22 protein-coding genes are annotated in these 22,763 nt (G+C 72.4%); 6 read left to right on the top strand and 16 right to left on the bottom strand.

The window, feature by feature from the left end; all coding sequences use genetic code 11:
- Nucleotides 1–87 precede the first annotated feature (87 nt).
- The 8 genes from RGI145_RS11715 to RGI145_RS11680 form a co-directional block, all read right to left on the bottom strand.
- Nucleotides 88–816, bottom strand: coding sequence for a hypothetical protein (locus RGI145_RS11715; RefSeq protein WP_156878499.1), 729 nt, complete (start codon nt 814–816; stop codon nt 88–90).
- 85 nt (nt 817–901) lie between these two features.
- Nucleotides 902–1,888, bottom strand: coding sequence for a magnesium/cobalt transporter CorA (gene corA / locus RGI145_RS11710; RefSeq protein WP_075798478.1), 987 nt, complete (start codon nt 1,886–1,888; stop codon nt 902–904).
- 151 nt (nt 1,889–2,039) lie between these two features.
- Nucleotides 2,040–2,750, bottom strand: a complete 711-nt coding sequence (gene mtnC, locus RGI145_RS11705; RefSeq protein WP_075798477.1) for an acireductone synthase — start codon at nt 2,748–2,750, stop codon at nt 2,040–2,042.
- Nucleotides 2,747–3,301, bottom strand: a complete 555-nt coding sequence (locus tag RGI145_RS11700; protein WP_075798476.1) for a 1,2-dihydroxy-3-keto-5-methylthiopentene dioxygenase — start codon at nt 3,299–3,301, stop codon at nt 2,747–2,749. The genes mtnC and RGI145_RS11700 overlap by 4 nt, the downstream gene beginning before the upstream one ends.
- A complete protein-coding gene (locus RGI145_RS11695; protein ID WP_075798475.1) occupies nt 3,298–3,930 on the bottom strand; it encodes a methylthioribulose 1-phosphate dehydratase in 633 nt (210 codons plus the stop codon). Before RGI145_RS11695 ends, RGI145_RS11700 begins: the two co-directional genes overlap by 4 nt.
- 289 nt (nt 3,931–4,219) lie before the next feature.
- Nucleotides 4,220–4,486: a twin-arginine translocase TatA/TatE family subunit gene (locus tag RGI145_RS11690; RefSeq protein WP_019461502.1), complete on the bottom strand. Its 267-nt coding sequence runs from the start codon at nt 4,484–4,486 to the stop codon at nt 4,220–4,222.
- Nucleotides 4,487–4,849: 363 nt separating this feature from the next.
- Complete coding sequence (locus RGI145_RS11685; protein ID WP_083670624.1) at nt 4,850–5,860, bottom strand: Bug family tripartite tricarboxylate transporter substrate binding protein; 1,011 nt, start codon at nt 5,858–5,860, stop codon at nt 4,850–4,852.
- Between the two features lie 149 nt (nt 5,861–6,009).
- On the bottom strand, nt 6,010–6,546 hold the full coding sequence (locus RGI145_RS11680; protein ID WP_237183051.1) for a CHAP domain-containing protein: 537 nt from the start codon (nt 6,544–6,546) through the stop codon (nt 6,010–6,012).
- A gap of 194 nt (nt 6,547–6,740) precedes the next feature.
- Here RGI145_RS11680 and RGI145_RS11675 point away from each other — a divergent pair, with 194 nt between their 5' ends.
- Genes RGI145_RS11675 through aidB form a run of 4 tightly spaced genes read left to right on the top strand, consistent with a single transcriptional unit; the run spans nt 6,741 to nt 10,227 of the window.
- Entirely contained in the window at nt 6,741–7,952 is a 1,212-nt protein-coding gene (locus RGI145_RS11675) for an acyl-CoA dehydrogenase family protein (protein ID WP_075798474.1), read from the top strand.
- Between the two features lie 55 nt (nt 7,953–8,007).
- Nucleotides 8,008–8,766: a PIG-L deacetylase family protein gene (locus tag RGI145_RS11670; RefSeq protein WP_075798473.1), complete on the top strand. Its 759-nt coding sequence runs from the start codon at nt 8,008–8,010 to the stop codon at nt 8,764–8,766.
- Nucleotides 8,763–9,350 carry a class I SAM-dependent DNA methyltransferase gene (locus RGI145_RS11665; RefSeq protein WP_075798472.1) on the top strand — a complete coding sequence of 196 codons (588 nt, stop codon included), beginning with the start codon at nt 8,763–8,765 and terminating at the stop codon, nt 9,348–9,350. The genes RGI145_RS11670 and RGI145_RS11665 overlap by 4 nt, the downstream gene beginning before the upstream one ends.
- A gap of 49 nt (nt 9,351–9,399) precedes the next feature.
- The gene (gene aidB / locus RGI145_RS11660) at nt 9,400–10,227 is read left to right on the top strand and encodes an AidB family quorum-quenching N-acyl homoserine lactonase (RefSeq protein WP_075798471.1); all 828 of its coding nucleotides are present in this window, start codon (nt 9,400–9,402) and stop codon (nt 10,225–10,227) included.
- Between the two features lie 52 nt (nt 10,228–10,279).
- Here aidB and RGI145_RS11655 read toward each other — a convergent pair whose 3' ends face one another.
- From RGI145_RS11655 to RGI145_RS11625, 7 genes are all read right to left on the bottom strand, one after another.
- Nucleotides 10,280–10,594 (bottom strand): hypothetical protein, encoded by a 315-nt coding sequence (locus tag RGI145_RS11655; protein ID WP_075798470.1) that lies wholly within the window; start codon nt 10,592–10,594, stop codon nt 10,280–10,282.
- 56 nt (nt 10,595–10,650) lie between these two features.
- Nucleotides 10,651–12,246, bottom strand: a complete 1,596-nt coding sequence (locus RGI145_RS11650; RefSeq protein WP_237183050.1) for a sensor histidine kinase — start codon at nt 12,244–12,246, stop codon at nt 10,651–10,653.
- Nucleotides 12,247–12,354: 108 nt separating this feature from the next.
- The gene (locus tag RGI145_RS11645) at nt 12,355–13,035 is read right to left on the bottom strand and encodes a winged helix-turn-helix domain-containing protein (protein WP_019461493.1); all 681 of its coding nucleotides are present in this window, start codon (nt 13,033–13,035) and stop codon (nt 12,355–12,357) included.
- 136 nt (nt 13,036–13,171) lie between these two features.
- Nucleotides 13,172–14,596, bottom strand: coding sequence for a magnesium transporter (gene mgtE / locus RGI145_RS11640; RefSeq protein ID WP_208863868.1), 1,425 nt, complete (start codon nt 14,594–14,596; stop codon nt 13,172–13,174).
- 627 nt (nt 14,597–15,223) lie between these two features.
- Nucleotides 15,224–16,054, bottom strand: a complete 831-nt coding sequence (locus tag RGI145_RS11635) for an ABC transporter ATP-binding protein (RefSeq protein ID WP_075798469.1) — start codon at nt 16,052–16,054, stop codon at nt 15,224–15,226.
- A complete protein-coding gene (locus tag RGI145_RS11630; protein ID WP_075798468.1) occupies nt 16,051–17,106 on the bottom strand; it encodes a FecCD family ABC transporter permease in 1,056 nt (351 codons plus the stop codon). Before RGI145_RS11630 ends, RGI145_RS11635 begins: the two co-directional genes overlap by 4 nt.
- 232 nt (nt 17,107–17,338) lie before the next feature.
- Complete coding sequence (locus RGI145_RS11625) at nt 17,339–18,409, bottom strand: S1C family serine protease (RefSeq protein ID WP_075798467.1); 1,071 nt, start codon at nt 18,407–18,409, stop codon at nt 17,339–17,341.
- 376 nt (nt 18,410–18,785) lie between these two features.
- Between RGI145_RS11625 and RGI145_RS11620 the strand changes: the two genes are divergently transcribed.
- Nucleotides 18,786–19,796 carry an LLM class flavin-dependent oxidoreductase gene (locus RGI145_RS11620; protein WP_075798466.1) on the top strand — a complete coding sequence of 337 codons (1,011 nt, stop codon included), beginning with the start codon at nt 18,786–18,788 and terminating at the stop codon, nt 19,794–19,796.
- 194 nt (nt 19,797–19,990) lie between these two features.
- Entirely contained in the window at nt 19,991–21,046 is a 1,056-nt protein-coding gene (locus RGI145_RS11615) for a helix-turn-helix transcriptional regulator (RefSeq protein ID WP_075798465.1), read from the top strand.
- Between the two features lie 51 nt (nt 21,047–21,097).
- Here the strand turns inward: RGI145_RS11615 and RGI145_RS11610 are convergent, their stop codons facing one another.
- Nucleotides 21,098–22,735 carry a Na+/H+ antiporter gene (locus RGI145_RS11610; protein WP_075798464.1) on the bottom strand — a complete coding sequence of 546 codons (1,638 nt, stop codon included), beginning with the start codon at nt 22,733–22,735 and terminating at the stop codon, nt 21,098–21,100.
- Between the last annotated feature and the right edge of the window lie 28 nt (nt 22,736–22,763).

Below are 22,763 nucleotides of genomic sequence, written 5' to 3'. Positions count from 1 at the left end.
GCTAAAACCTTAAAACCCGGCACGGCACGCTCGCCGAAAGGCCCCGGCCCATGAAGCCCCTGGGGTTCCTGCATTCCGCAGCCCGTATCAGGTGCGCGAGGCGGGCGGGGAGAGCAGGAAGGGATCGGCCTCCCCCGGCGGTGGGGTGACCGGCTGCCCCAGCCCCGCCAGCGCCGCCAGGAGGCGCCCGCTGAAGGCCACGAGCAGGCTCTCGGACTCGGCGGCTCGGCCGGGCCCGGGGCGGGCCGTGGCGGAGACCATGACGATTCGCCGCCCCATGATGCGGGCGCAGGTCACGTGCTGCCGGTCCGGCGTGCCATCCTCCGAGGACAGGACCGCGACGCAGCGCAGGCTCACCCTGGCGCCGCGCGGGCGGGCGGTGAAGAGGCGCCCCCGCGTGTCCCGGCCGTCGAGGATCTCGGCCGCCGTGACGAAGCGGCGCCGGGTCTCCAGGAAGACGGCCAGTTCCGGAGCCTCGATCCCGTCCGGCGGATCGGGCGCGATCTCGTCGGAGGGCGGCAGGTCGAGCAGGGCCGTGACGGCGGAGGCGCCGGACCCTGTCCGCTGGTAGTAGGCGAGCAGCACGGCGGGGGAAAGGCGCTCCACCGCGCCGGCCGGGGCCGGCTTCTGCCCGAAGCCCATCGCCTCCGCCGGCAGCCGCCCCGCCAGGGCCATGGCCGTCGCGGCAACGTCGCTCAGGCCGAGCCTCGCCGGCTCCGCCAGGGGCGGGGCACCGCCGCAGCCGGACAGGAGCAGCGGGACGGCCAGCAGGCCGGCGGGTGACAGAGGCGGAAAGAGGCGGAGGATGCGCGTCACGCAGCGCAGCATACAGGATGCGCCGCCTGGACCGGGATAGGCCGCAGGCCGTTCCGGAGGCGTATTTCCACGCCGCGCCGGCGGCTCAGAGCCAGCCTTTGCGCTTGAAGTACAGCACCGGCAGGATCGCGGTGACCACCATCAGCCCGATCGCCACCGGATAGCCGAAATCCCAGCCCAGCTCCGGCATGTCCTTGAAATTCATGCCGTAGATGCTGGCGATCAGCGTGGGCGGCATCAGCGCCACCGAGGCGACGGTGAAGGTCTTGATGATGCCGTTCTGGTCGATGTTGATCACGCCCAGGATCGCGTCGAGCAGGAAGTTCGCCTTGTTGGCGAGGAAGCCCGCATGGTCCACCAGCGACTTCAGGTCGCGCACCAGGGTCTTCACCTGGGCGGTGTTCTCCTTGCGCACCAGCGCGTCCTTCTCGGTGCCCAGATAGGTCAGGATGCGGCTGAGGCCGAGCAGGGTCTCGCTGGCGCGGCTGGTCACCTCGCCGACCTGGCCCAGGGCGATCAGCGCGTTACGCAGGTCCTCGTCCCGCCGGTTCGCCTTGGTGGTGCCCTTGGCGGAGCGGAAGGCGGTGCGGCTGGCGGTGTCCATGTCCGCGCCGACCCGCTCCAGGATATCCGCCAGCCGGTCCACCACGCTCTCGAAGATGCCGATCATCACCTGGTCGGGCGAGCGCAGCAGGCTCGGCGGGTGCTTGCGGCACCGGGTGGAGAACATGGCGATGGCCTTGGGCGTGGCGTAGCGCACGGTGATCAGGTTGCGCGTGGCGAGGACGAAGGTGATGGGCGTGCTGCCGAACTCGCCTTCCTCCACGCCATAGAGGAAGTTGGCGGTGAGGAAGAGGGCATCCTCCTCGCGGTAGAGGCGGGAGGAGCTCTCGATCTCCTGCTGCTCCTCGCGCGTCGGCACTTCCAGCCCCAGCGCCTCCTGCACGGAGCGCTCCTCCTCCCGGCTCGGGTTCAGCAGGTCGAGCCAGACGGCGGCCCGCAGTTCCTCCGGAGCGGGGATGCCTTCCCGGACTTCCAGGCGGCCGTTCACCACGGTGTAGGTGGTCAGCATGGGAGCGAGGGGATCTCACGGGCTGGATGGGCGGGATGCCATCTATGACGCCGCCGTAAACCCACGGCCAGGGTGCGCCACATGACGATTCCGCCATGCTTCGGTGACATTTCCGGCCGGCATGGGCGTGGCGGCCCCGCGCCGCCGGGGCTCAGGCGCGGGGCAGTCCGAAGAGCGAGGCCACGGCCGGGAAGTCGCCGGCCTCCGGATGGCGGCCGGAGGGGTGCGTGCCGTCCTCGGGGCGGACGAGCTGACAGGTGGCGAGGCCGGCTTCCCGGGCCGCGTCCAGCTCCTCCGCCACGTCGGAGAGGAAGAGGATCTCCCCTGCCGGCAGGTGCAGCCCGGCGGTGATGGTGCGGTAGCTCACGGCCTCGCGCTTGGCGCCGACCCGCGTGTCGAAGAAGCCCGAGAAGAGCGGCGTCAGGTCGCCCGCCGGGCTGTGGCCGAAGAGCAGCTTCTGCGCCTCCACCGAGCCGGAGGAATAGACGCAGAGGCGCAGCCCGCCCGCCGACCAGGCGCGCAGGCAGGGCGCCACGTCCGGGTAGAGATGCGAGGTGAGCCGCCCGTCCTCGTAGCCCTGCCGCCAGATCAGGCCCTGGAGCGCCTTCAGCGGCGTGACCTTGGCATCCGAGGCCATCCAGCCGCGCAGGGCGGCGCGGGGGTCCTGCCCCGGGGCGAGTTCGCGCACCCCGGCCAGGATGGCGGCGACTTCCGCCTCCTCGCCATGGCGGTCCAGGAAGCGGTCGAGTTCCGCCTCCGCGAAGGGGAACAGCACCTCCTTCACGAAGGAGATGCCGCTGGTCGTGCCCTCGATATCGGTGAGGATCGCGGCCGGGCGCGTGGCGGGCACCGGAGCGCTCATGCCTGTGCGGGCATGCCGGGGGCGGCCGGGAAGCGCTTCGCCATGTCCGTGCCCGTGTAGTGCGGCACCCAGCCCGAGGTGTCGGTGAAGATCCGCACCGCGGTGAAGGAGGGGTGCGTGCCCGCGTCGAACCAGTGCTGCGTGTTCGCCGGCACGCTGATCAGGTCGCCCGCGGTGCAGTGGGCGTCATAGACCTTGCCGTCCACGTGCAGGATGAAATTGCCCGAACCCTCGTGGAAGAAGCGGACCTCGTCCTCGGTATGGGTGTGCTCGTCCAGAAACTTGGTGCGCAGCGTCTCCCGCTGCGGATGGTCGGGAGAGAGCTTGATCACGTCGGAGGAGCCGGCGCCGGTCTGGCCCAGCAGCTTGTCCAGATACGGGCGATAGGCATCGAGCACCGCCTCGGCATCGGCGCCATGGGGCAGCGAGACCACGGGCCAGCGCTCGAAGCGCACGCCGATGGCGGCCAGGGTCTCGGCGATGGCGGTGACGTTGTCGGTGTCGAGTTCCACCGCCTTGGTGGCGGCGTCGTGAACGACCAGGCGGCTCATTCGAACATCCCTCCTCGGCTCTGCGCGATCAGTTCGCAGCCCAGCATGAATTCCAGGGCCTCCAGCCGCGCCAGCGCCCCGTCCATGTCGGCGGCCCATACATAGACGCCGTGGCCCCGGATCAAATAGCCCGGCGGAATGATCGTGCCGTCCTCCGCCATCTCCTGCCAGCGGGCGGAAACGCGGGACTGGAGGCGGGCGATGTCCTGGTCGTTGTCGAAGACCGGCAGGCCGACCGTGGCGTCATGGGTGGGCAGGCCGGGGAAGGCCTTCAGCAGCTCGTAGCCTTCCAGCAGGATCTCGTCGCCCGACATGCGCGACATCACCGTGTTGGGGACGCTGTGGCCATGCAGCACCGCCCCCGCCTCGGGGAACTGCCGGTAGGCGCCGCAATGCAGCAGGGTTTCCGCCGAAGGCCGCAGCGACGGGTCCTCGGGCCTGCCGTCCAGGTCCACGACCATGACGTGCCCGTCCTCCAGGAAGCCCTTGTGGCAGCCGGATCGCGTGACCGCGACCCTGCCGTCGGGCAGGCGGATGGAAAGATTGCCCGCCGTGGCCGGGACCCAGCCGCGCGCATCCATGCGCCGGCCGGCCCCGATGATGCGGCTGACCGCTTCCGCCAGCTCCATGAACCCGATCTCCCGGATAGGGGAAGCCGGCGCGCGGGGCTCCGGCGAAGGAAAACCGGCCCGGAGGAGGCCCCCGTGGAGAGCCTTCCGGGCCGGCGCCGGTCTGTCAGAATTCCGGGGCGCGGGGAAGGGCGCCAACGCGTCCCTGCCTCGCATGCCATACCTGCGTTCTCCCCGGCGCGAGGCACGGGAGCGCCGTCAGAGGGGGCCGAACCGGGCGTGCGGAACCGGGTAGTCAGAACCGGAAAGGGGAGCCCATGGACCGTCCGCCCGGGCTCCCCGCCAGGGTTCAGGCCGCGGGGCGGCCCGGATTGGCCGTGGTGGTGGCGTTGTTGGTGCCGGTGGTCGGCGTGCCCGGCGGCGGCGGCGGCAGGTTGGCCGGCGGCGCCTGCGTGTCGCGCGCCATGGACTCGTCCTCGTCCTCGCGCATGTTCTTCTTGAACGACTTGATGCCGGTGGCCAGGTCGCCCATCAGGCCACTGATCTTGCCGCTTCCGAAGAGCAGCAGGACCACCAGCAGGACGATGAGCCAGTGCCAGATGCTGAACGAACCCATGGTGCGGCCTCAATTCCTGTCATTATGTCGAGGCGCGCCCGGCGGCGCCTCGATCGCGTTTCCCTACCGACACTAGAGCAGAAAGGCACGCGGCGTAATCGCCCGGCCACCGGATTCTGCCCGCCCGGCGGTGATCCGGTGCGCCGCCACCCGACCGCGCGGGCTGTCGGACCCCTTCGATCCTCGCCGGGGAAGCCGGGGCCGCGGGCCGATGGCCAGGGACGAACCGGCTCCTGCCCGGGAGATGGGGGCGTGCGGGGCCCGGCACAACCTCCGGTCCCGGCCATGCCGGGGTGGCTTTGCAACGCGTTGTAACGTCCGGGCCAAGGCTCGTGCCGCCGCGCGGCCGCCCCGTGCCCGGTATCAATCGGCCTGGATGTCCAGCCTGCGGATCAGGCCGCCCCAGCGTCCCGTCTCGGCGGCGATGAAGCGGGCGAAGTCCTGGCTCGGCAGGCCCATCACCTCGAAGCCGATATTCTCCAGCGTCTGGCGGACCTGCGGCTTGCGGAAGCCCGCCACGGCGAGCTCCTCCAGCCGGGCCCGGTGCGGCTCGGGCATCGAGGCGGGGGCGAAGAGGCCGCTCCAGCCATAGGAGGTGGCATCCGGGATGCCGGCCTCGGCCAGGGTCGGCACGTCCGGCGTCTCGGCGGCGCGGCGCTCGCCGGTGCAGGCCAGCGCGATGAGCTGGCCGTCGCGCACCTGCGGCAGGACCGCGCCGATCGTGACCACCATGGTCTCGATGCGGTTGGCGACCATGTCCAGCACCGCCTGCGGGAAGCCGCGATAGGGCACGTGCTCCATCCGCAGCCCTTCCCGCGCCATCAGCTCCACCATGGCGAGGTGCCCGCCGGAACCGGCGCCGACCGAGGCGAAGGACAGCTTGCCCGGATTGGCCTTCACATAGGTGAAGAACTCCTGGAGGCTGCGGGCCGGCACGCTCGGCGCCACGACCAGGAGCTGCGGCGCGCGGACCGCCATGGCGATCGGCTGCAGGTCGCGCTGCGGGTCATAGGGCAGGTTGCGGTACAGGGCCGGGGCGGTGGTGATCGGCCCGTTGATCGACAGGCAGATGGTGTGGCCGTCCGTCGCCTTGGCTGCCATGTCGGTGCCGATATTGCCGCCGGCGCCCGGGCGGTTGTCCACTACCACGGGCTGGCCGAGGCCGGCGGAAAGCTCCGGGCCGATGGCGCGGGCCACCAGGTCGGGCGTGGAGCCGGCCGGGAAGGGCAGGATCAGCCGCAGCGGCCGGTCGGGCCAGGGCGCATCCGCGGCGGGGCCGGCGGCCCGGGCCGGGCGCGAGGCCATGGCGGTGGAAGCGAACGGCAGGGCGGTTGCGCTGGCGAGCAGGCCGCGGCGGCTGAGGGTCGTGGTCATGGCGTGTCCGTCTTCTCTCCCGGCAGGTCCCGCAAGGCCCCCGCCGGCCCGCGAGGGGAGCCTGCCGGGCCGCCGGGCACCACCGGGGCCCATCTTCGCCGGCTGGTGCCGCGCGTCCAGCGGCCCCCGAAGAAAGGGGCTGCGACGGTTCAGCGCGACGCCTGCCGGGGCAGGTCCCGGTAGATGAAGCCGTAGGCCGGGAAAACCGTGCTGCCGACAACCCGCGCCGGGGGATACCAGACCCGCAACTGGGTCCAGTCGTTCCCGGGGGAAACGTCGATCACCGGCTGGTCGCGCGCCACGAGGCCCTTCAGCCCGCCCGAGGCCCAGTTGGCATGGTCCACCAGCACCTCCCGGTCCGAGACCACGCGCGACACCACGGCCAGATGGCCGTCGCGCAGACGGGCGGTGCGGCGGAACACCAGCACGCTGCCGGGGCGCGGCCGCGAGCCGCGCGCGTAGCTGCCGGCGGCCGTATCCCACCACTGCCAGGCATCGCCGCGCAGGGCGAGGCCGGAGCGGGCGCGCGCATAGGGCACGCAGCTCAGATAGGTGCCGTTGCCGCCCTCGTAGCCATGGGCGCGCGCCGTGGCACCGGAGGCGGTGCCGCGCGAACCGGCACAGCCGGCCAGGGCGAGCGGCACGGCCAGCAGGACGGCCGCCCGCAGCTTCCGACGCACAGACATGATCGCCGAAGCCCCCTCCGGATTTCCCCGCTCCCGGGGCGCCCCCCGCGCCCGAAGCGATGCCATGCTAGCCCGGTGTCCCGGTGCAGGGGAGGCCCGGCGATGGGACGGCCCCCCGAAGTTTCATGCCGGTTTCGCACCGCTTCACCACCGGGAGGGCAACCCCGCCCCGACTGTCCGGTTGATGCGACAGCATGAATCACCAACCCCTCCCGCGCCCCGGCTTCGCCTCCCGTACCGCCCTGCCCACGATGCCGGCCTCCCAGGCGGAGATGCTGGAGCGGCTGGACGCGCTGCTGCCGGGAATGGAGGAAAGGGCCGCCCGGCTGGACGAGGAAGGCGGCCTGCCCGGGGAGGATGTGGCGGTCCTCGGCGCGGCCGGGATGCTGGCGGCGCCGCTGCCCCGGGCGCTGGGCGGGCTGGGCTGGGGTTCCGAGCCCGGGGGTGCCGCGCCGCTGATGCGGGCGCTGCGCCGGATCGGCCGGGCCAGCCTACCGCTGGGCCGCCTGTTCGAGGGGCATGTGAACGCGCTGCGCCTCGTCGCTGCCTATGGCACGCCGGAACAGGCGGAGGAGGCCGCGGCGGATGCATGGGCGGGCCGTCTCTTCGGGGTCTGGGCCGCGGAGGTCCCGGAACGCGGGCTGGTGCTGGAGGAAGGGATGCGCCGGCTGCGCGGGGGCAAGATCTGGTGCTCCGGGGCGGGGCTGGTGGAGCGGGCGCTGGTTCCGGCCCGTGCGCCGGACGGCGTGCGGATGCTGCTGCTGCCGCTGCCGGTGGGGACCGGGCGGGCCGACCTGTCCGTCTGGACGGCCTCGGGCATGCGGGCCTCGGCCACCGGGAACGTGGATTTCGGGGGCATGGAGGTGGGGCCCGGGGCGCTGATCGGCCCGCCCGAGACCTACTTCGCCCAGCCCGGCTTCTCCGGCGGCGCCTGGCGCTTTCTGGCCGTGCATCTGGGAGGCATCGAGGCGGTGGTGGAGGCGCTGCGCCGCCATCTCGCCGCGACCGGCCGGGGCGGGGACCCACACCAGCAGGCGCGGCTCGGCCTGGCCCTGGCGGAAGCCGAGACGGCGCGGCTCTGGGTGCAGGAGGCAGCACGACTGGCCGAAGGGCCGGAAGCCGGGGATCCGGAAGCCCCGGACGACGCGGGCGGGGAAGCCGCGGCGCGGATCGTGGCCTATGTGGACCTGGCGCGCGGCGCGGTGGAACGGGCCGGGCTGGCGGCGCTGGAACTGGCGCAGCGCTCCATCGGCCTGGGGGCTTTCCTGCGCCCCGCGCCGGTCGAGCGGATCGCGCGGGACCTCGCCACCTATCTGCGCCAGCCAGGGCCGGACCGCGCGCTGACATCGGCGGCACAGCATGCCCTGGCGAGGACGGATGCGGTCGGCGATCTTTGGGGCCGGTGAGCCCGGGCCCTGCCGGACCGGATTCCCGCAGGACGATGAAGGCGGACAGGATCGCATGAAGGCCACCGAGTTTCTCCGCGCCGCGGAGTCCTGGCCGCTGGAGGGGCTGGAAGCGCTGCTGCCCGATGCTGGGCCGGTGCTGCTGCTTTCGCCGCATCCGGACGATGAATCCCTGGGCTGCGGCGGGCTGCTGGCCCAACTCGCGGCGCGGGGGCGGGGGGCGCGGGTGGTGCTGGTCTCGGACGGCGCCGCCTCCCATGCCTCACGCCTCTACCCGCCCCGCCGGCTGGCGGCGCTGCGGCGGGAGGAAATGGTGGAGGCGCTGGCCGCGCTCGGCCTGGGCGCGGAGCGGCTGGTGACGCTGGGCCTGCCCGACGGGGCGGTGCCGGGGGAGGGGCCGGGCTTCGAGGCCGCGGCGACCGCCATCGCCGGGCTGGCGCTGCGGGACGGCGCCACCACGATCCTCGCCCCCTGGGAGGAGGACCCGCATGGCGACCACCTCGCCACCTGGCGGATGGCGCGGCATGTCGCGCGGGACCTGGGCCTGCGCCTGCTGGCCTATCCGGTCTGGGGCTGGCGGCACCTCTATCCGGGGATGCTGGCGCCGGTGGAGCCGGTGGAACTCGCCACGGTGCCGCGCGGCGTCCGGTTGGACATCGCGGCGGAGCTTCCCGCCAAGCGGGCGGCGGTGGCGGCGCATCGCAGCCAGACCACCGGGATGATCGAGGACGATCCCGGGGGCTTCGTCCTTTCGCCGGCGGCGCTCGACGTGCTGCTGCGCCCCTGGGAACTCTATCTGGAGGTGATGCCATGAGCCGCAGCGAGCGCAGCCTGCCGACCAGCTATTTCGACGACCTCTATGCCGGCAATCCGGACCCCTGGGGCTTCGAGAGCAAGCCCTATGAGCGCGAGAAATACGCCGCCACCCTGGCCGCCCTGCCACGCGCGCATTACGCGGCGGCGCTGGAGATCGGCTGTTCCATCGGCGTGCTGACGGCGGAGCTGGCGAAGCGCTGCGACCGGCTGGTGGCGCTGGACGCCGCCGAGGCGCCGCTGGCGCGGGCGCGGCAGCGGCTGGCCGGGCAGGCGCATGTGGAGTTCCTGCACGGGCGCGTCCCGGAGGACTGGCCGGAGGAGCGGTTCGACCTGATCCTCTTCTCCGAGGTGCTGTACTTCCTCGATGGCGAGGATCTGAAGCGCGTCTGCGAAAGGGTCGAACGATCGCTGCGCCCCGGCGGCGACGTGGTGCTGGTCCACTGGCTGCCGGAGACGGATTTCCCGCTGTCCGGCGACGAGGCCACGGAGCGCTTCATCGCCGGCACGGCGGATGTGCTGAAGCCCCTGGCGGCGAGCCGGAGCGAGTTCTACCGGATGGACACGCTGCGCCGCGTCGATTGAATCGCGGCGCCCCTGCCACCGGGCGGGGAGTCGCGCGAAGGGGATCGACATGACCGATGACAGCCGCCGCATCGGCGACCGGCAGGTGACGTTGCTGTCCGACGGCGTCTTCGAACTGCCGCCGGATGTGGTGGTGCATCCCGGCGGAGCGGAGGCGCGCGACCTCGCGCTGGGTGCCGGTCGTGACACGGCCATGCGGATCGACGTGAACGCCTTCCTGCTCCGCGGGCCGGATGGCGTCACGCTGGTCGATGCCGGGACGGGCCACGCCTGGGGGCCTGGGCTCGGGCATGCCCGCGCGGCGCTAGAGCGGCACGGGATCGCGCCCGGGCAGGTGGACCGCGTGCTGCTGACCCATATCCATGGCGACCACGCGCTGGGCCTGCTTGATGACATGGAGCCCTGGCTGCCGGGGGCGGAAATCCTGGCGCCGGAACGTGATCTGGCCTTCTTCACCGATGCCGCGGCCCGCGAGGCGACGCCGCCGGAGCGGCGCGGCGGCTTCGGGATCGCGGAGAAGCTGGTGCGGGCCTATGCCGGGCGGCTGCGCGGCGTCCCTGCCGGGGAAGTCCTGCCGGGGATCGAGCTGCTGCCGCTGCCGGGGCATACGCCGGGCCATGCGGGCTATCTGCTGCAGGGTGACGGGGCGGGCGACAGCCTGCTGCTCTGGGGCGACCTGCTGCATCTCTCCGGACCGCAATCCGCCGATCCGGAACTGAGCGTGATCTACGACCTCGACCCCGCCGAGGCGCGCCTCAGCCGCGGGGCGGGGCTGGAGCGGGCGGTCAGCTCGGGCTGGCTGGTCGCGGGCGGGCATGTCACCGGTTTCAACCGGGTAGGGCGGGAAGGCGCGAGGTTCCGGATGGTGGCCGGCTGATCTCCGCATGGCGGCTGCCGGACCGGCGTCGTTGCCGTGCCTCCGGCTGCCGTCAGTTCCCTCCCGGCTCCCCCTGGGCCTCGCGGATGGCGCGGCGGAGCTTGGCGACGCCGGTGCGAGGATAGCCCTTCCGGCACAGGGTCAGGCCCTCGTCCCCCAACTGCTTGGCGGGCGTGGTCGCGGCGCCCGGCAGGGCGGCGAGGCGGCTCGCCAGCTCCTGGCAGTATTCCGGACGGTCCGGCCGCACATGCCAAGGGTCCTGCGCCTGCTTCTCCACCGCCAGCCCCACGGTCTGAAGGGAGGCGGTCTGGAGACAGAACAGGGGCCCGGCAAGGAACAGCACCGGCGCGATGGCCTTGTGTCGCATGGCACCTTATCGGGCACCGGACACTGAGCCGCCGTGTGCGCGCCGTGAAAGCTGCGTTAGCCGCTCGCCTCGGCATCCGGCTGCTCCGGGTCCATCGGCAGGCGCAGCGTCACGCTCAGGCCGGGCAGCGGGCGCCCGGGACGCGTATCGGCAAGGATGATCTCGCCGCCATGCAGCGCGGTCACGGCACGGACCAGCGACAGGCCGAGGCCGGAGCCCGGCGTGGCGCGGGCGCCATCGGTGCGGAAGAACCGTTCCCCGGCGCGGGCGCGTTCCCCGGGGCTCATGCCCGGCCCCTCGTCGGCCACGGTGACATGCACGGCCTGCCGGTCGCGGAAGGCGCGCAGCCGCACCGTGCTGTCCGGCGGCGAGAACTTCACCGCATTGTCCAGCAGGTTGGCCACCGCCTGCAGCAGCAGGTCGCGGTCGCCCACCAGCGGCAGGTGGGGCTGGATCTCCGCCGTCAGGCTCTGCTCCGCCGCCTCGGCCGAGGCGCCGTAGAGTTCCGCCGCATCCGCCAGAACCGGGGCGAGGTCGAAGGGGGCGAAGGCGGCCCGCCGCGCGCCGGCCTCCACCTCCGCGATCCGCAGCACCGCCTGGAAGACACGGGTGATGCCGTCCAGGTCGGCGATGCCGCGGTCCACCGCCTGGCGCAGCAGCTCCGCCGCCTCTTGGTCCGGGGCGCCCTCGGCCTCGGCGAGCGCGTCCTCCAGCTTGGCACGGGCGCGGGCGATCGGCGTGCGCAGGTCGTGGGCGATGGCGTCGGACACGCCGCGCACCCCTTCCATCAGCGTGGCGATGCGGTCCAGCATGTTGTTCATGGCGCTGCCGAGCCGGTCGAACTCGTCCTCCCGCCCCGAGAGCGGCACGCGCTGGCTCAGGTCGCCCTGCGCGATCGCGGCAGCGGTGTCGGCGGCGGGCTGGAGCCGGTCCTCCAGTGCGCGGCGCAGCACCCAGGCGCCGGCAAAGGCGAAGAAGGCGGCGGCGGCGGCGGACCAGGCGAGGCCCTCGTTCAGCAGCTCCCGCAGCCGCAGCTTGTCCTCCACGTCGCGGCCCAGCAGCAGCACGTCGCCATTGGGGAAGTCGAGCCGGAAGATCCGCGCCTCGGTCAGTACGCCTTCCCGCAGCAGGGACAGGGACTGCCAGCGCGGGCCGGCGAGGTAGGTGTCGAAATAGCCGTCGCGCGGCGCTTCCAGGTTGCCGGCCAGCCGGTGTCCCGTGACGTCAGTGAGGAGGTAGAGGCTCTGGTCCTCCACATCCTCGGCCAGATGCTGGGCGATGGCCTCGATCAGCCCGTCGCGCCCGGCCTCCCGCCAGCGTTCCTGGAAGACGGCGGCGTCGCTGCGGATGGTGGCGTCCGTCTGCCGGTCCAGCGCCCCGGCGGTGCCCCACCAGAGCACGGCGGCAAAGACCAGCCCGGCCAGCAGGAAGACGGTGGCGAAGAAGGCAGCCGCGCGGAAGCCGGCGCCGCCCACCAGCCGTGCCAGCCGCTGGCCAAGCAGGCGCAGCCCCGCCAGCGGCTGGCGAGCCCGCTTCGCCGGCCCGTTCGGTGCGTCGGGCAGCGGCTTGTCCGGGGAAGCGTCCGGCGATGACCCGCCCGCCCGCCCGCGCTCCGGTTCCTGCTCCGGTCCAGCCGGTGGTTCGGCGTTCATCGCGGCGTCACGCCTGCGTCCTGGCCGGTGTGTAACCCGTGCGGCCGGGACGGGGCGGAGGCCGGTTCCCGTTGCCGGCCCCCCTGGATGCGCATGGAAAGGCTGCCGTCAGGGATCCGCGCGCAGCATGTAGCCGGCGTTGCGGATGGTGTGGATCAGCGGCTTGTCGAAGCCCTTGTCCAGCTTCTGGCGGAGGCGGGAGACATGCACGTCGATCACGTTGGTCTGTGGGTCGAAGTGATAGTCCCAGACCTTCTCCAGCAGCATGGTGCGGGTCACCACCTGTCCGGCATGGCGCATCAGGTGCTCCAGCAGGCGGAACTCGCGCGGCTGGATCTCGATGCGCTTGTCGCCGCGCGTGACGGTGCGGGACAGCAGGTCGAGCTCCAGGTCCGCGACCTTCAGCCGCGTGGCGGGCGCGTCCACCGCCGGGCGGCGGCCCAGCGCCTCGACGCGGGCCAGCAGCTCGGCGAAGGCGAAGGGCTTGGCGAGGTAGTCGTCGCCCCCGGCCTTGAGCCCCTTCACCCGCTCGTCCACGGCGCTGAGAGCGGACAGGAACAGGACCGGCGTCCGGTTCCCCTGGGTGCGCAGGGTCTCCACCAGCCGCACGCCATCGACGCCGCCGGGCAGCATCCGGTCCAGCACCAGCAGGTCGAAGGGTTCCGAGGCGGCGAGGAAGAGGCCGTCGCGGCCATTGGACGAATGCTCGACGGTATGCCCGGCCTCGCGCAGGCCCTTGGTCACGAAGCGGGCGACCTCGGCGTCGTCCTCCACAAGCAGAATCCGCATTCCAGGTCTCCCGGCGGGATGTTGTCTTAGCCCAGACCGTGCTGGATGGGCAGGCTGATGAAATTCCGGTCTTTTGTGAAGACCGGAGCGGCCGCCCCGCGGTGCCCTGGCCGGGTCTTCCGGGGGCGGGATGGGGTCACAGCAGGGTCCCGCGCAGGATGGCGGAGGCCACGGAGAAGTAGATGACCAGGCCGGTGACATCCACCAGCGTCGCCACGAAGGGGGCGGAGGCGCTGGCGGGGTCGAAGCCGATGCGCTTCAGGATGAAGGGCAGCATGGAGCCGGCCATCGAGCCGAAGGTCACGATGCCCACCAGGGCCGTGCCCACGGTCAGGGCGATCAGGGGCCAGTGCTCGCCGTAGTCGTAGAAGCCGAGCTCCTGCCAGGCCACGATGCGCATCATGCCGATGACGCCCAGGATGGCGCCCAGGGTGAGGCCGGTCGGCAGCTCGCGCAGCGCCACCCGCCACCAGTCGCGCAGCCGCAGCTCGCCCAGCGCCAGCGCGCGGATCAGCAGCGAGGTCGCCTGGGAGCCGGAATTGCCGCCCGAGCTCATGATCAGCGGGATGAACAGCGTCAGCACCACGGCGCGCTCCAGCGCGTCCTCGTAGTGCTGCATGGCGCTGGCGGTGAGCATCTCGCTGAGGAACAGGGCGCAGAGCCAGCCGGCGCGCTTGCGGATCATCGCGCCGAAGCCGAGTTCGGTATAGGGCTCGTCGCTCGCCTCCATGCCGCCGAAGCGCTGCACGTCCTCGGTGCCTTCCTCGACGATGGCGTCGAGCACGTCGTCCACCGTCACGATGCCCAGGATGCGGCGGGCGTCGTCCACCACCGGCACGGCCAGCAGGTCGTGGCGGCGGAACAGGCGCGCCACCTCCTCGCGGCTGGTCAGCGGCTTGACCGTGACGGGCTCCGTCTCGCGCGTGGCGGACAGGATGAAATCCCCGGGCTCGGCGGTGATGAGCCGGCGCATGGTGGCCGCGCGCACCAGGGCGCGTGTGCGCGGCTCCACCACGTAGATGGCGTAGATCGTCTCGCGCGTGCGCTCGACCTTCCGCACATGCGCCAGGGTCTGCGCCACCGTCCAGTTGGAGGGGACGCTCACGAACTCGGTGGTCATGATGCTGCCGGCGGTGCGCGGCGGATAGGAGAGCAGGCGCTGCACGGCCAGCGCCATCTCGGCGCTGAGCCGCGCCACCAGCGCGGCCCGCTCCGTGCCCTCCAGGTCGCGCAGCATGTCGGCCACGCGGTCGGCGGACATGCCTTCCAGCAGGACCGCGGCGCGGTCGCGCGGCAGGAAGTGGACGATTTCCGCCGGGTCGTCGAGCTCGGGCTTGTCGAGGATCTCGACGGCGCGATCATCGGGCAGCAGCGCCAGGGCGGCGGCCGATTCCTCGGGCGAGAGCGTGTTCAGCTGCTCCACCGCATCGGCGACATGGCCCTGGGCGAGCTGTTCCGCCAGGGTGGCGGCCGGACCCTGCTCGCGCACATCCTGCGCCAGGCCGGGAGCGGCGGTCCGGTCGGCCTGGATGCCGCCGGGGGTGTTCCTGTTCGTATCCATGTTTCACCGTTCCGTCATGCCGTTGGCAGCGGAACGCGGTGAACCGGACCCAGAGGCGCGGGATCAGTCCGCGGCGGCCACCAACGGCGGGCGAGATCGACTGTGACTGTCGCTTGGCATGAGCTTCGTCTGGGGGTTCGGCGCCGCGCCGGACCCTGGAAGGGACCGCGCGGCGGGAAGGCGCATGATCCTTTCGCACCGCAGTGTCAAGCAGGGGCGCAGGCGCGTCCGGACGCCGATGTGGAGGGTGGGGCGGGGAAGCGAGGCGGAAGCTGTTGCCGACGGTCCGGACGGGTAAGGAGGTTGCAGCGTTTTAGGGCGGCGTTAACGAACGGACGGCAATCTCGGGGCATGAGCATGGTCCTCGCTCCCCTCGGCGTCGTGGGTGGCCAGTGGGGGGCAGCCAGTGGGGCGATCAGCGCCCGTTCGCCGATTCACACCCGGCCTCACCGGGGCCTTCAACAGGGGCCGCAGGCCGAACGCAGCCGCCGGCGGAGATGGAGGCGGTGCGGTGGGCCTATGTCGCGAACGGGCGGACCCTGCGGGCCGTGGACAGCATGCTGCGGATCGACGCGCTGGGCTGAGGCCGGGGCAGCGGCCGGGTCATCCCCGGACGCGGCGCCGGGGTCAGGCCGCCTGCCGGGGCAGGGGGGCGTCCGCGAGGACCAGCAGGCTGCCCTGGGAACAGAACTCGATCCGCGCCGCCACGCCATAGACCTCGGCCAGGATCGCCGGGGTCAGCGTGTCTTCGGGCGTGCCGTCCGCCCGCACCGTGCCGTCGTGCAGCACCACCACACGGTCCGAGAACCGGGCGGCGAGGCTGAGGTCGTGCAGCACCACCACGCCCACCAGCCCGTGCTCCAGCACCGTCTGCCGCACCAGCCCCATCACCGAGAGCTGGAAGCGCAGATCGAGCGCCGAGGTCGGTTCGTCGAGCAGCAGCACTTCCGGCTCCCGCACCAGGGCCTGGGCGAGGCCGGCGAGCTGCCGCTGGCCGCCGGACAGCCGGTCCAGCCCGCGCAGGGCGAAGTCGGCAATGCCCAGCCGCTCCAGGATCGCGAGGCCGCGGCGGGCGGCTTCCTCGCCGGAGACGGCGCCCGAGGCGGGGGCCACGGCCTTCAGCGCGCCGACCAGCGTTTCCAGCACGGTGAGCGCCACGCCCTGGGGCAGGCCCTGCGGCATGTAGGAGACGTGGCGCGCTCGCCGGCCGACCGACATGGCCGACAGGTCCTGGCCGCCGAGGTGGACCTGGCCCTTCGCCGGCACCAGCCCGGCTAGGCCGCGCAGCAGGGTGGACTTGCCGGCGCCGTTGGGGCCGACCAGGGCGGTCAGCGTGCCGGGCAGCATCGGGCGCAGCGACAGGTCGCGGATGATCTGCCGCTTGCCGTAGCCGACCGAGACGTGCCCGACGGTCAGGGGCTGGCGGTTGTCCGTGTGGTGGATGGCGTCGTCCCTCATGCCGCGCGCGCCCGGCCGAAGACCAGCGCCACGAAGACGGGCACGCCGATCAGCGCGGTGACGATGCCGATCGGGATCAGCAGCCCTGGCACGATCATCTTGGAGGCGATGGAGGAGAGCGAGAGCAGCACCGCGCCGCAAAGGGCGGAGGCGGGCAGGAAGTAGCGATGGTCCTCGCCCACCATCAGCCGCGCCGCATGCGGGCCGACGAGGCCGACGAAGCCGATCGTGCCGACGAAGGCGACGGACACGGCCGCGAGCAGCGAGACGCGCAGCAACGAGCCCCGGCGCAGCGCGGTGGCATCCACGCCGAAGGAGCGGGCACGGTCCTCGCCGAGGCGCAGCGCCGTCAGCTTCCAGGTGGCGCGGGCGCAGAACGGGACGCAGACGGCGAGCGCGAGGGCCATGATGCCGATCTTCGGCCAGGTGGCGCGGGCCAGCGAGCCCATGGACCAGAAGACGAGCTGCTGCAGCGCCTGTTCCGTGGCCACGAACTGCAGCAGCGCCACCAGCGCGTTCATGGCGAAGACCAGGGCGATGCCGAACAGCACCAGCGCATCCACCCCGGCGCCGCGCAGGCGCGACATGAAGTGCAGCAGCAGCATCGAGGCGAAGGCGAAGACGAAGGCATTGGCCGGGATCAGCCAGTCCTGCGGCACCCAGGGCACGCCGCGCCCCAGCACGATGGCGAGCGCCGCGCCGAGCGAGGCAGCGGAAGAGACGCCGAGGGTGAAGGGGCTGGCCAGCGGGTTGTTCAGCACCGTCTGCATCTCCGCCCCCGCCAGCGCCAGGGCGGCGCCGACCAGCACCGCCATCAGCGCGTAGGGCAGGCGGACATCCCAGACGATGACACGCATCGGGCCGGTCGCGCCGTCGGGCGAGAGGATGGTGGAAAGCACGTCGGCGAAGGGCAGGCGCGAGGGCCCCGTCATCACGTCGCAGACCAGCGCCACCAGCAGCAGCAGGGTCAGGCCGGCCAGCACGGCGCCACGGCGAAGCAGGAGGCGCCGGTAGTCCGCCGCGGCGAGGTCGTGCGCGGTGGCGACGCTCACTTCGGGGCGGCTCCGTGGAGCGGGGTTCCGTGAGGCGTGGCGATGTCGCGGATGCGGTAGGGCGGGGTCGGCGGCATGGGCGGGTGCATACACCAATTCGCCATGCACTGATAATCATTCGCGGATGGTGCCACGCTCCCGCGCCATGCTTCCGGGGCATGGCCCCAAGGGGTGGCCCCAAGGGGCGGCCCGAGGCATGACCCGGAGCTTGGCGGCTGGCCGGATGGCGGCCTCAGCCCGCGCCGCTGGGGCGCCGGCCGACCTGCACGGGGAGGTCCTGCTGCCGCCCGTCGCGGATCAGGGTCAGCCGCACGGTCTGCCCCGGCGCCACCCCGGCCACGGAGCGGATCAGCACGCGGGAGGTATCGACCCGCTCGCCATCCAGCGCGATCACCAGGTCGCCCTGGCGCAGCCCGGCGCGGGCGGCGGGGCTGTTGCGCTCCACGCCCTGCACCAGCACGCCGCGCCGGCCACGCCCGCCTTCCGGGGTGGAATCCTGGACCGCGACGCCGAGCCAGCCGCGTTCCACCCGACCGTCGCGGCGGAGCTGCTCGATCACCGGGCGCGCGAGGTCGGAGGGCGTGGCGAAGCCGATCCCGGCCGAACCGCCGGAGGGCGAGAAGATCGCGGTGTTGATGCCGATCACCTCGCCGTCGATGTTGAAGAGCGGGCCGCCGGAATTACCGGGGTTGATGGCGGCGTCGGTCTGGATGAAGTCGTCGAAGGGGCCGGCGCCGATCTCGCGCCCGCGGGCGGAGACGATGCCCGAGGTGACGGTGCCGCCCAGGCCGAAGGGATTGCCGGCGGCCAGCACCCATTGCCCGACCCGCAGCTTGCCGGAGGAGCCCCAGGGGACGGATTTCAGCGTCTCCTTGCTCTCGATCCGCAGCAGGGCGAGGTCGGTGAGGTCGTCGGTGCCCACCACCCGGGCCGGCATCTCGGTGCCGTCCTGCAGCGCCACCACGACGCGGTTGGCATTGCCCACCACGTGGTTGTTGGTCACCACCAGGCCGGAGGGGTCGATGATGAAGCCCGAGCCGGCGCCCTGGACCTGCTGGCGGCCCCGGCGCTCCCGGAAGAAGCGCTCATAGGGGGTGCCGCGCATGTCGGGGGGGATCTGGACCTGCTGCTCCCCGGTGACGGCGATGTTCACCACGGCGGGCAGGACCTTCTCGGCGAGGTCGGCGAAGTCGAGCACCGCCACCCGCTGTGCCTCGGCGGAATTGGGGCGGGCGGTGCAACCCGCCATGGCGAGGCCCGTCAAGGCAAGCAGGGCGCTGCGTCGGCTGCTGTGCTGGATCATGGGCGGATCATCCTCGATCCCGGGCGGCGCCAAAAGGGCCGAAGCCGGGGATTGCGCCCGTCGCGGCGGTGCTGCGGGGACGGCATGCCGGGGTTGTGGCGAAAAAGTCATTCCTGGGCGCGGCCTTCGGTCGGGCCTTTCCAACTGGGCCCGCCGGCGGCGGGGAAAAGCCCTGTCAGGTGGGAAGGTGGCGCGCCCGCCCGCCCGCCGGTCACCGGACCGAGTCCCCCGGGCAGACGGGGACCGCGGCGGGGATGCCCGATAGGTGCCTTGCGGGGCAGCCTTGCGGGATGGGCGGGACGGACGGGCGCGGGCACCCTATCTGTAGCCGGACGGCCCGAGGCAATCCCGCCCGGGCCACCGGACGGAAGGACGCATGGTCCCCTTCACCCTCCTCGACCTCTCGCCCATCCCGCAGGGCGCGGATGCCGGCACGGCGCTGCGCAACACGATCGACCTCGCCCGGCATGCCGAATCCTGGGGCTATCGGCGCTTCTGGCTGGCCGAGCACCACAACATGCCCGGCATCGCCAGCGCCGCCACGGCGGTGGTGATCGGCCAGGTGGCGGCGGCGACCTCCCGCATCCGGGTCGGCGCGGCGGGCATCATGCTGCCCAACCACGCGCCCCTGGTGATCGCGGAGCAGTTCGGCACGCTGGCGGCGCTGTTTCCAGGCCGCATCGACCTGGGGCTGGGCCGGGCGCCGGGCAGCGACATGCGGGCCGCGCGTGCCTTGCGCCGCAACCTGGACAGCGATCCGGACGGCTTCCCGCGCGATGTGGTGGAACTGCAGGCCTATTTCCGCCCCGCGCGGCCGGGACAGCCGCTCCAGGCCGTGCCGGGGGCGGGGCAGGAGGTGCCGCTCTGGATTCTCGGCTCCTCGCTCTATGGCGCGCAGCTCGCGGCGGCGCTGGGCCTGCCCTATGCCTTCGCCTCGCATTTCGCGCCGGATGCGCTGGACGAGGCGCTGCGCATCTACCGGGAGCAGTTCCGCCCGTCCGAGCAGCTCGACCGGCCCTATGTGGCCGCCGCGATCAACGTCTTCGCGGACGAGACGGAGGCCGGGGCGCGGCGGCTCTTCACCTCGCTGCAGCAACAGTTCCTGAACCTGCGCCGCGGCACGCCCGGCCAGTTGCCGCCGCCGGTGGACGACATGGACCGGCTCTGGAATGCCGCCGAGCGGGCCGGCACGGAACGGGCGCTGTCCTGTTCTGCCGTGGGCACGCCGGCGCAGGTACGGGCCGGGCTGGAGGCCTTCCAGGAGCGGACGGGAGCGGACGAGCTGGTGCTGACCGGGCAGATCTTCGACCACGAGGCCCGGCTGCGCTCCTTCCGCCTCGTGGCGGAACTGGGCGAGGGCCTCGCCCCGCGGCATGGAGGCGGCTGAGCGGCTCCGGGGAGGGTGGGGTAGCACACGGCGAGGGCGCCGGAAGCGGGTTGGCCGAGCGGCTTGATCGCCCGGCCATCCTGCGGTCATGCTCGCTCACCTGGCGGCTGGCCCCGGCGGGCGATGGATAAGGGAGCGATCCTGGCCTGACGGACGAAGACATCGACGCCCTGACCGACCGCATCTACGAGGCCGTGCTGCGCCCCGAGCTCTGGGAAACCGTGTTCCGGGAGATGGAGCGTCTGTTCCAGGTCGGCGATGGTGGGGTGTCCCTGGTCACCCTGGGGCAGCGGATCGAGCATATCACCTCGCCGGGCCTGCGGAACGCGGCGGGGGAATGGTTCGCCGAGGGGTGGCATTGGCGTTCGGACCTGTCGCGGCGGCTGCTGGGAAACTCCGGGACACGCTTCCTGCAATACACGGAGCTCTATACCCGCGAGGAGATGGCGACAGACCCGCACCACCAGGAGTTCCTCCGGCCGAGGGACCTGGGTTGGGGTGCCTATTCGGTGGTGGACCTGCCGGCCGGGGAGGGGCTGATGTTCAGCGTCCAGCGGCAGTTGTCCCGGGGGCCGCTCGATTCGGAGCAGATCCGGTTCCTGCAGCATCTGCGGCCGCATCTGGCGCGCGCCGCCACGATCACGGCCCGGATGGGCCTGGGCCAGCTCGACCGCCAACTCGAACTGCTGGAGGAGATCGACCTGCCCGCCGCGGTGCTGGGCCTGGGCGGGCGCGTGGTGGCGGCGAACGCGGCCTTCCTGGCGCGGCGGGAGGCGGCGGAAGGCGGGGAGCGGCTGGCCCTGCCGGACGAGGCCGTAGGGCGGCAGATCCTCGCGGCGTTGGAGGCGATCGCGGCGTCGCGGCTGCCACCGCTGCTGTCCTTCGCCATCGCGCCCGCGGGGTCGCGGCCCGCCATGATCCTGCGGCTGCTGCCCCTGCGCCGGGGGGCGCAGGAGCTTTTCACGGGGGCGCTGGCGGTGCTGGTGCTCCACGAGATCCAGCCGCCGCCCTTGCCGGAGGCGACGCTGCTGAGCGACCTCTTCGGCCTGACGCCGGCGCAGATCCGGCTGGCGAGGCTGTTGATGCAGGGGCACAGCCTGCCGCAGGCGGCCGCGGCCACGGGGCTGTCGCGCGAAACGCTGCGGACGCAGCTTCGCTCGATCTTCGAGAAGACCGGCACCGGGCGGCAGGCGGAGCTGGTGGCCCTGTTCAGCCGCCTGACGCTGTGGACAGGTCCGCGGCGGCGCTAGGGCGGACCGCTGCCGCCGGGTGCCTACGGGCAGGCCATCCTTGGATCGGCCTCAGGAGGCGTAGCGCGCCTCGGTCAGGTCGATCTCCCGCACCAGCCGGCGCAGCGTCTCATCCTCGATGCGGCGGGCGCGGCGGAGATGGTAGAGTTCGTCTCGTTCGGCGCGCAGCCCGGCGAGGCGCAGGTGGCGCTCGACGGCCACGCGCTTCTGCGCCCGCTCCTGCTCCTCGGGCTCCTGGGCCCGGGTGTCGCTGGAGCGGTGATAGGGCTCCATGGCGTGGGAGGCTGCCTCGGCGAAGAGGTCGGCATCGTCGCGGCCCTCGGCCAGTTCGTGCTGCACGCGCTCGATGGCGCGGATGGCGGCCCTGGCGGCGGCGGCGCGGGCCTCGTCCTCCTCGTGCTCGTGCGAGGGCTGCGGCGGCAGGTGAAGGCGGCGCAGGAGGGGCGGCAGGCTCAGGCTGGCCACGACCAGCGAAAGCAGGATGACGCCCATGGCGAGGAAGATGGCGAGCTCGCGCGCCGGGAAGGGAGTGCCGTCCAGCGACACCAGCGGCAGGGTGAGCACGCCGGCCAGGGTGATCGCGCCCTTCACGCCCGCGAGCGCCATGACGGCCACGAGGTGCCAGCTCGGCTGTTCCACCGGCTGCCCTTTCTGCGAGGCGTGCAGCAGGACGAACTGCACGGAGATCCAGACCCAGGCGAAGCGCAGCGCGGCGAGGCCCAGGGTGATGGCGATGACATAGAGCACGAGCCAGCTTTCGTCGTGGTGCTCCGCCTGGTTCACCGTCGCGGCGGCACCGGCCAGGATGCGGGGAAGCTGCTCGCCCAGCAGGATGAAGATGGCGCCATTGGCGGCGAGCTGCACCGTGTCCCAGACCGCGGCGCGGCGCATGCGCGTGACCGCCAGGGCGATGCCGAGATTCTCCACGTAGTTCATGGCGATGCCGGCGGCGACGGCGGCCAGGATGCCGGAGGTGTGCATCTGCTCGGCGGCGAGGTAGGCGCCGAAGGGGATCAGCAGGCTGACCAGCGTCTGGATGCCCGGATCCTCCCCGGCATGGCGGAGCAGGCGCTTCTGCACGAAGCTGACCGCCACGGTCACCGCCACGCCGATGGCGACGCCGCCGAGGGCGAGCTGGAGGAAGGTGACGGAAGCCTCGGCGATGGAGAAGGTGCCGGTGAGTGCCGCCGCGACGGCGAAGCGCAGGCAGACCAGGCCGGAGGCGTCGTTCAGCAGGGATTCGCCTTCGAGGATATGCATCAGCCGGTGCGGGATGGGCACGCGCGCGGCGACCGAGGAGACGGCGATCGGGTCCGTGGGCGAGAGCACGGCGGCCAGGGCGAAGGCAACGGCCAGCGGCATGGCCGGGATCAGCCAGTGGATGAAGAGACCCATGCCGAGCACGGTGAAGACGACGAGGCCCAGCGCCAGGGCGAGGATGGTCCAGCCGTCGCGGAAGAAGCCGCGCTTGGGGATGCGCCAGCCGTCGAGGAAGAGCAGGGGCGGCAGGAAGACGAGGAAGAAGATCTCCGGCTCCAGCTCCACCTCGAAATGCATGCCATGGGCCAGCAGGGCGCCGAGGGCGATCTGCAGCAGGGGAAGGGGCAGGGGGAGCGGGGACAGGCGGGCGATGTAGTTGCTCACCACCACGGCGAGCAGCATGACGAGGACGAGGGTGACGATATCCATGGGTCTTCTCGAGCCTGTTTCCGTCTCC

The organism is Roseomonas gilardii (assembly GCF_001941945.1).
GTDB lineage: Bacteria > Pseudomonadota > Alphaproteobacteria > Acetobacterales > Acetobacteraceae > Roseomonas.
Note: the sequence above shows the minus strand (reverse complement) of the source record. Positions and strands in the feature narration are given on the sequence as shown.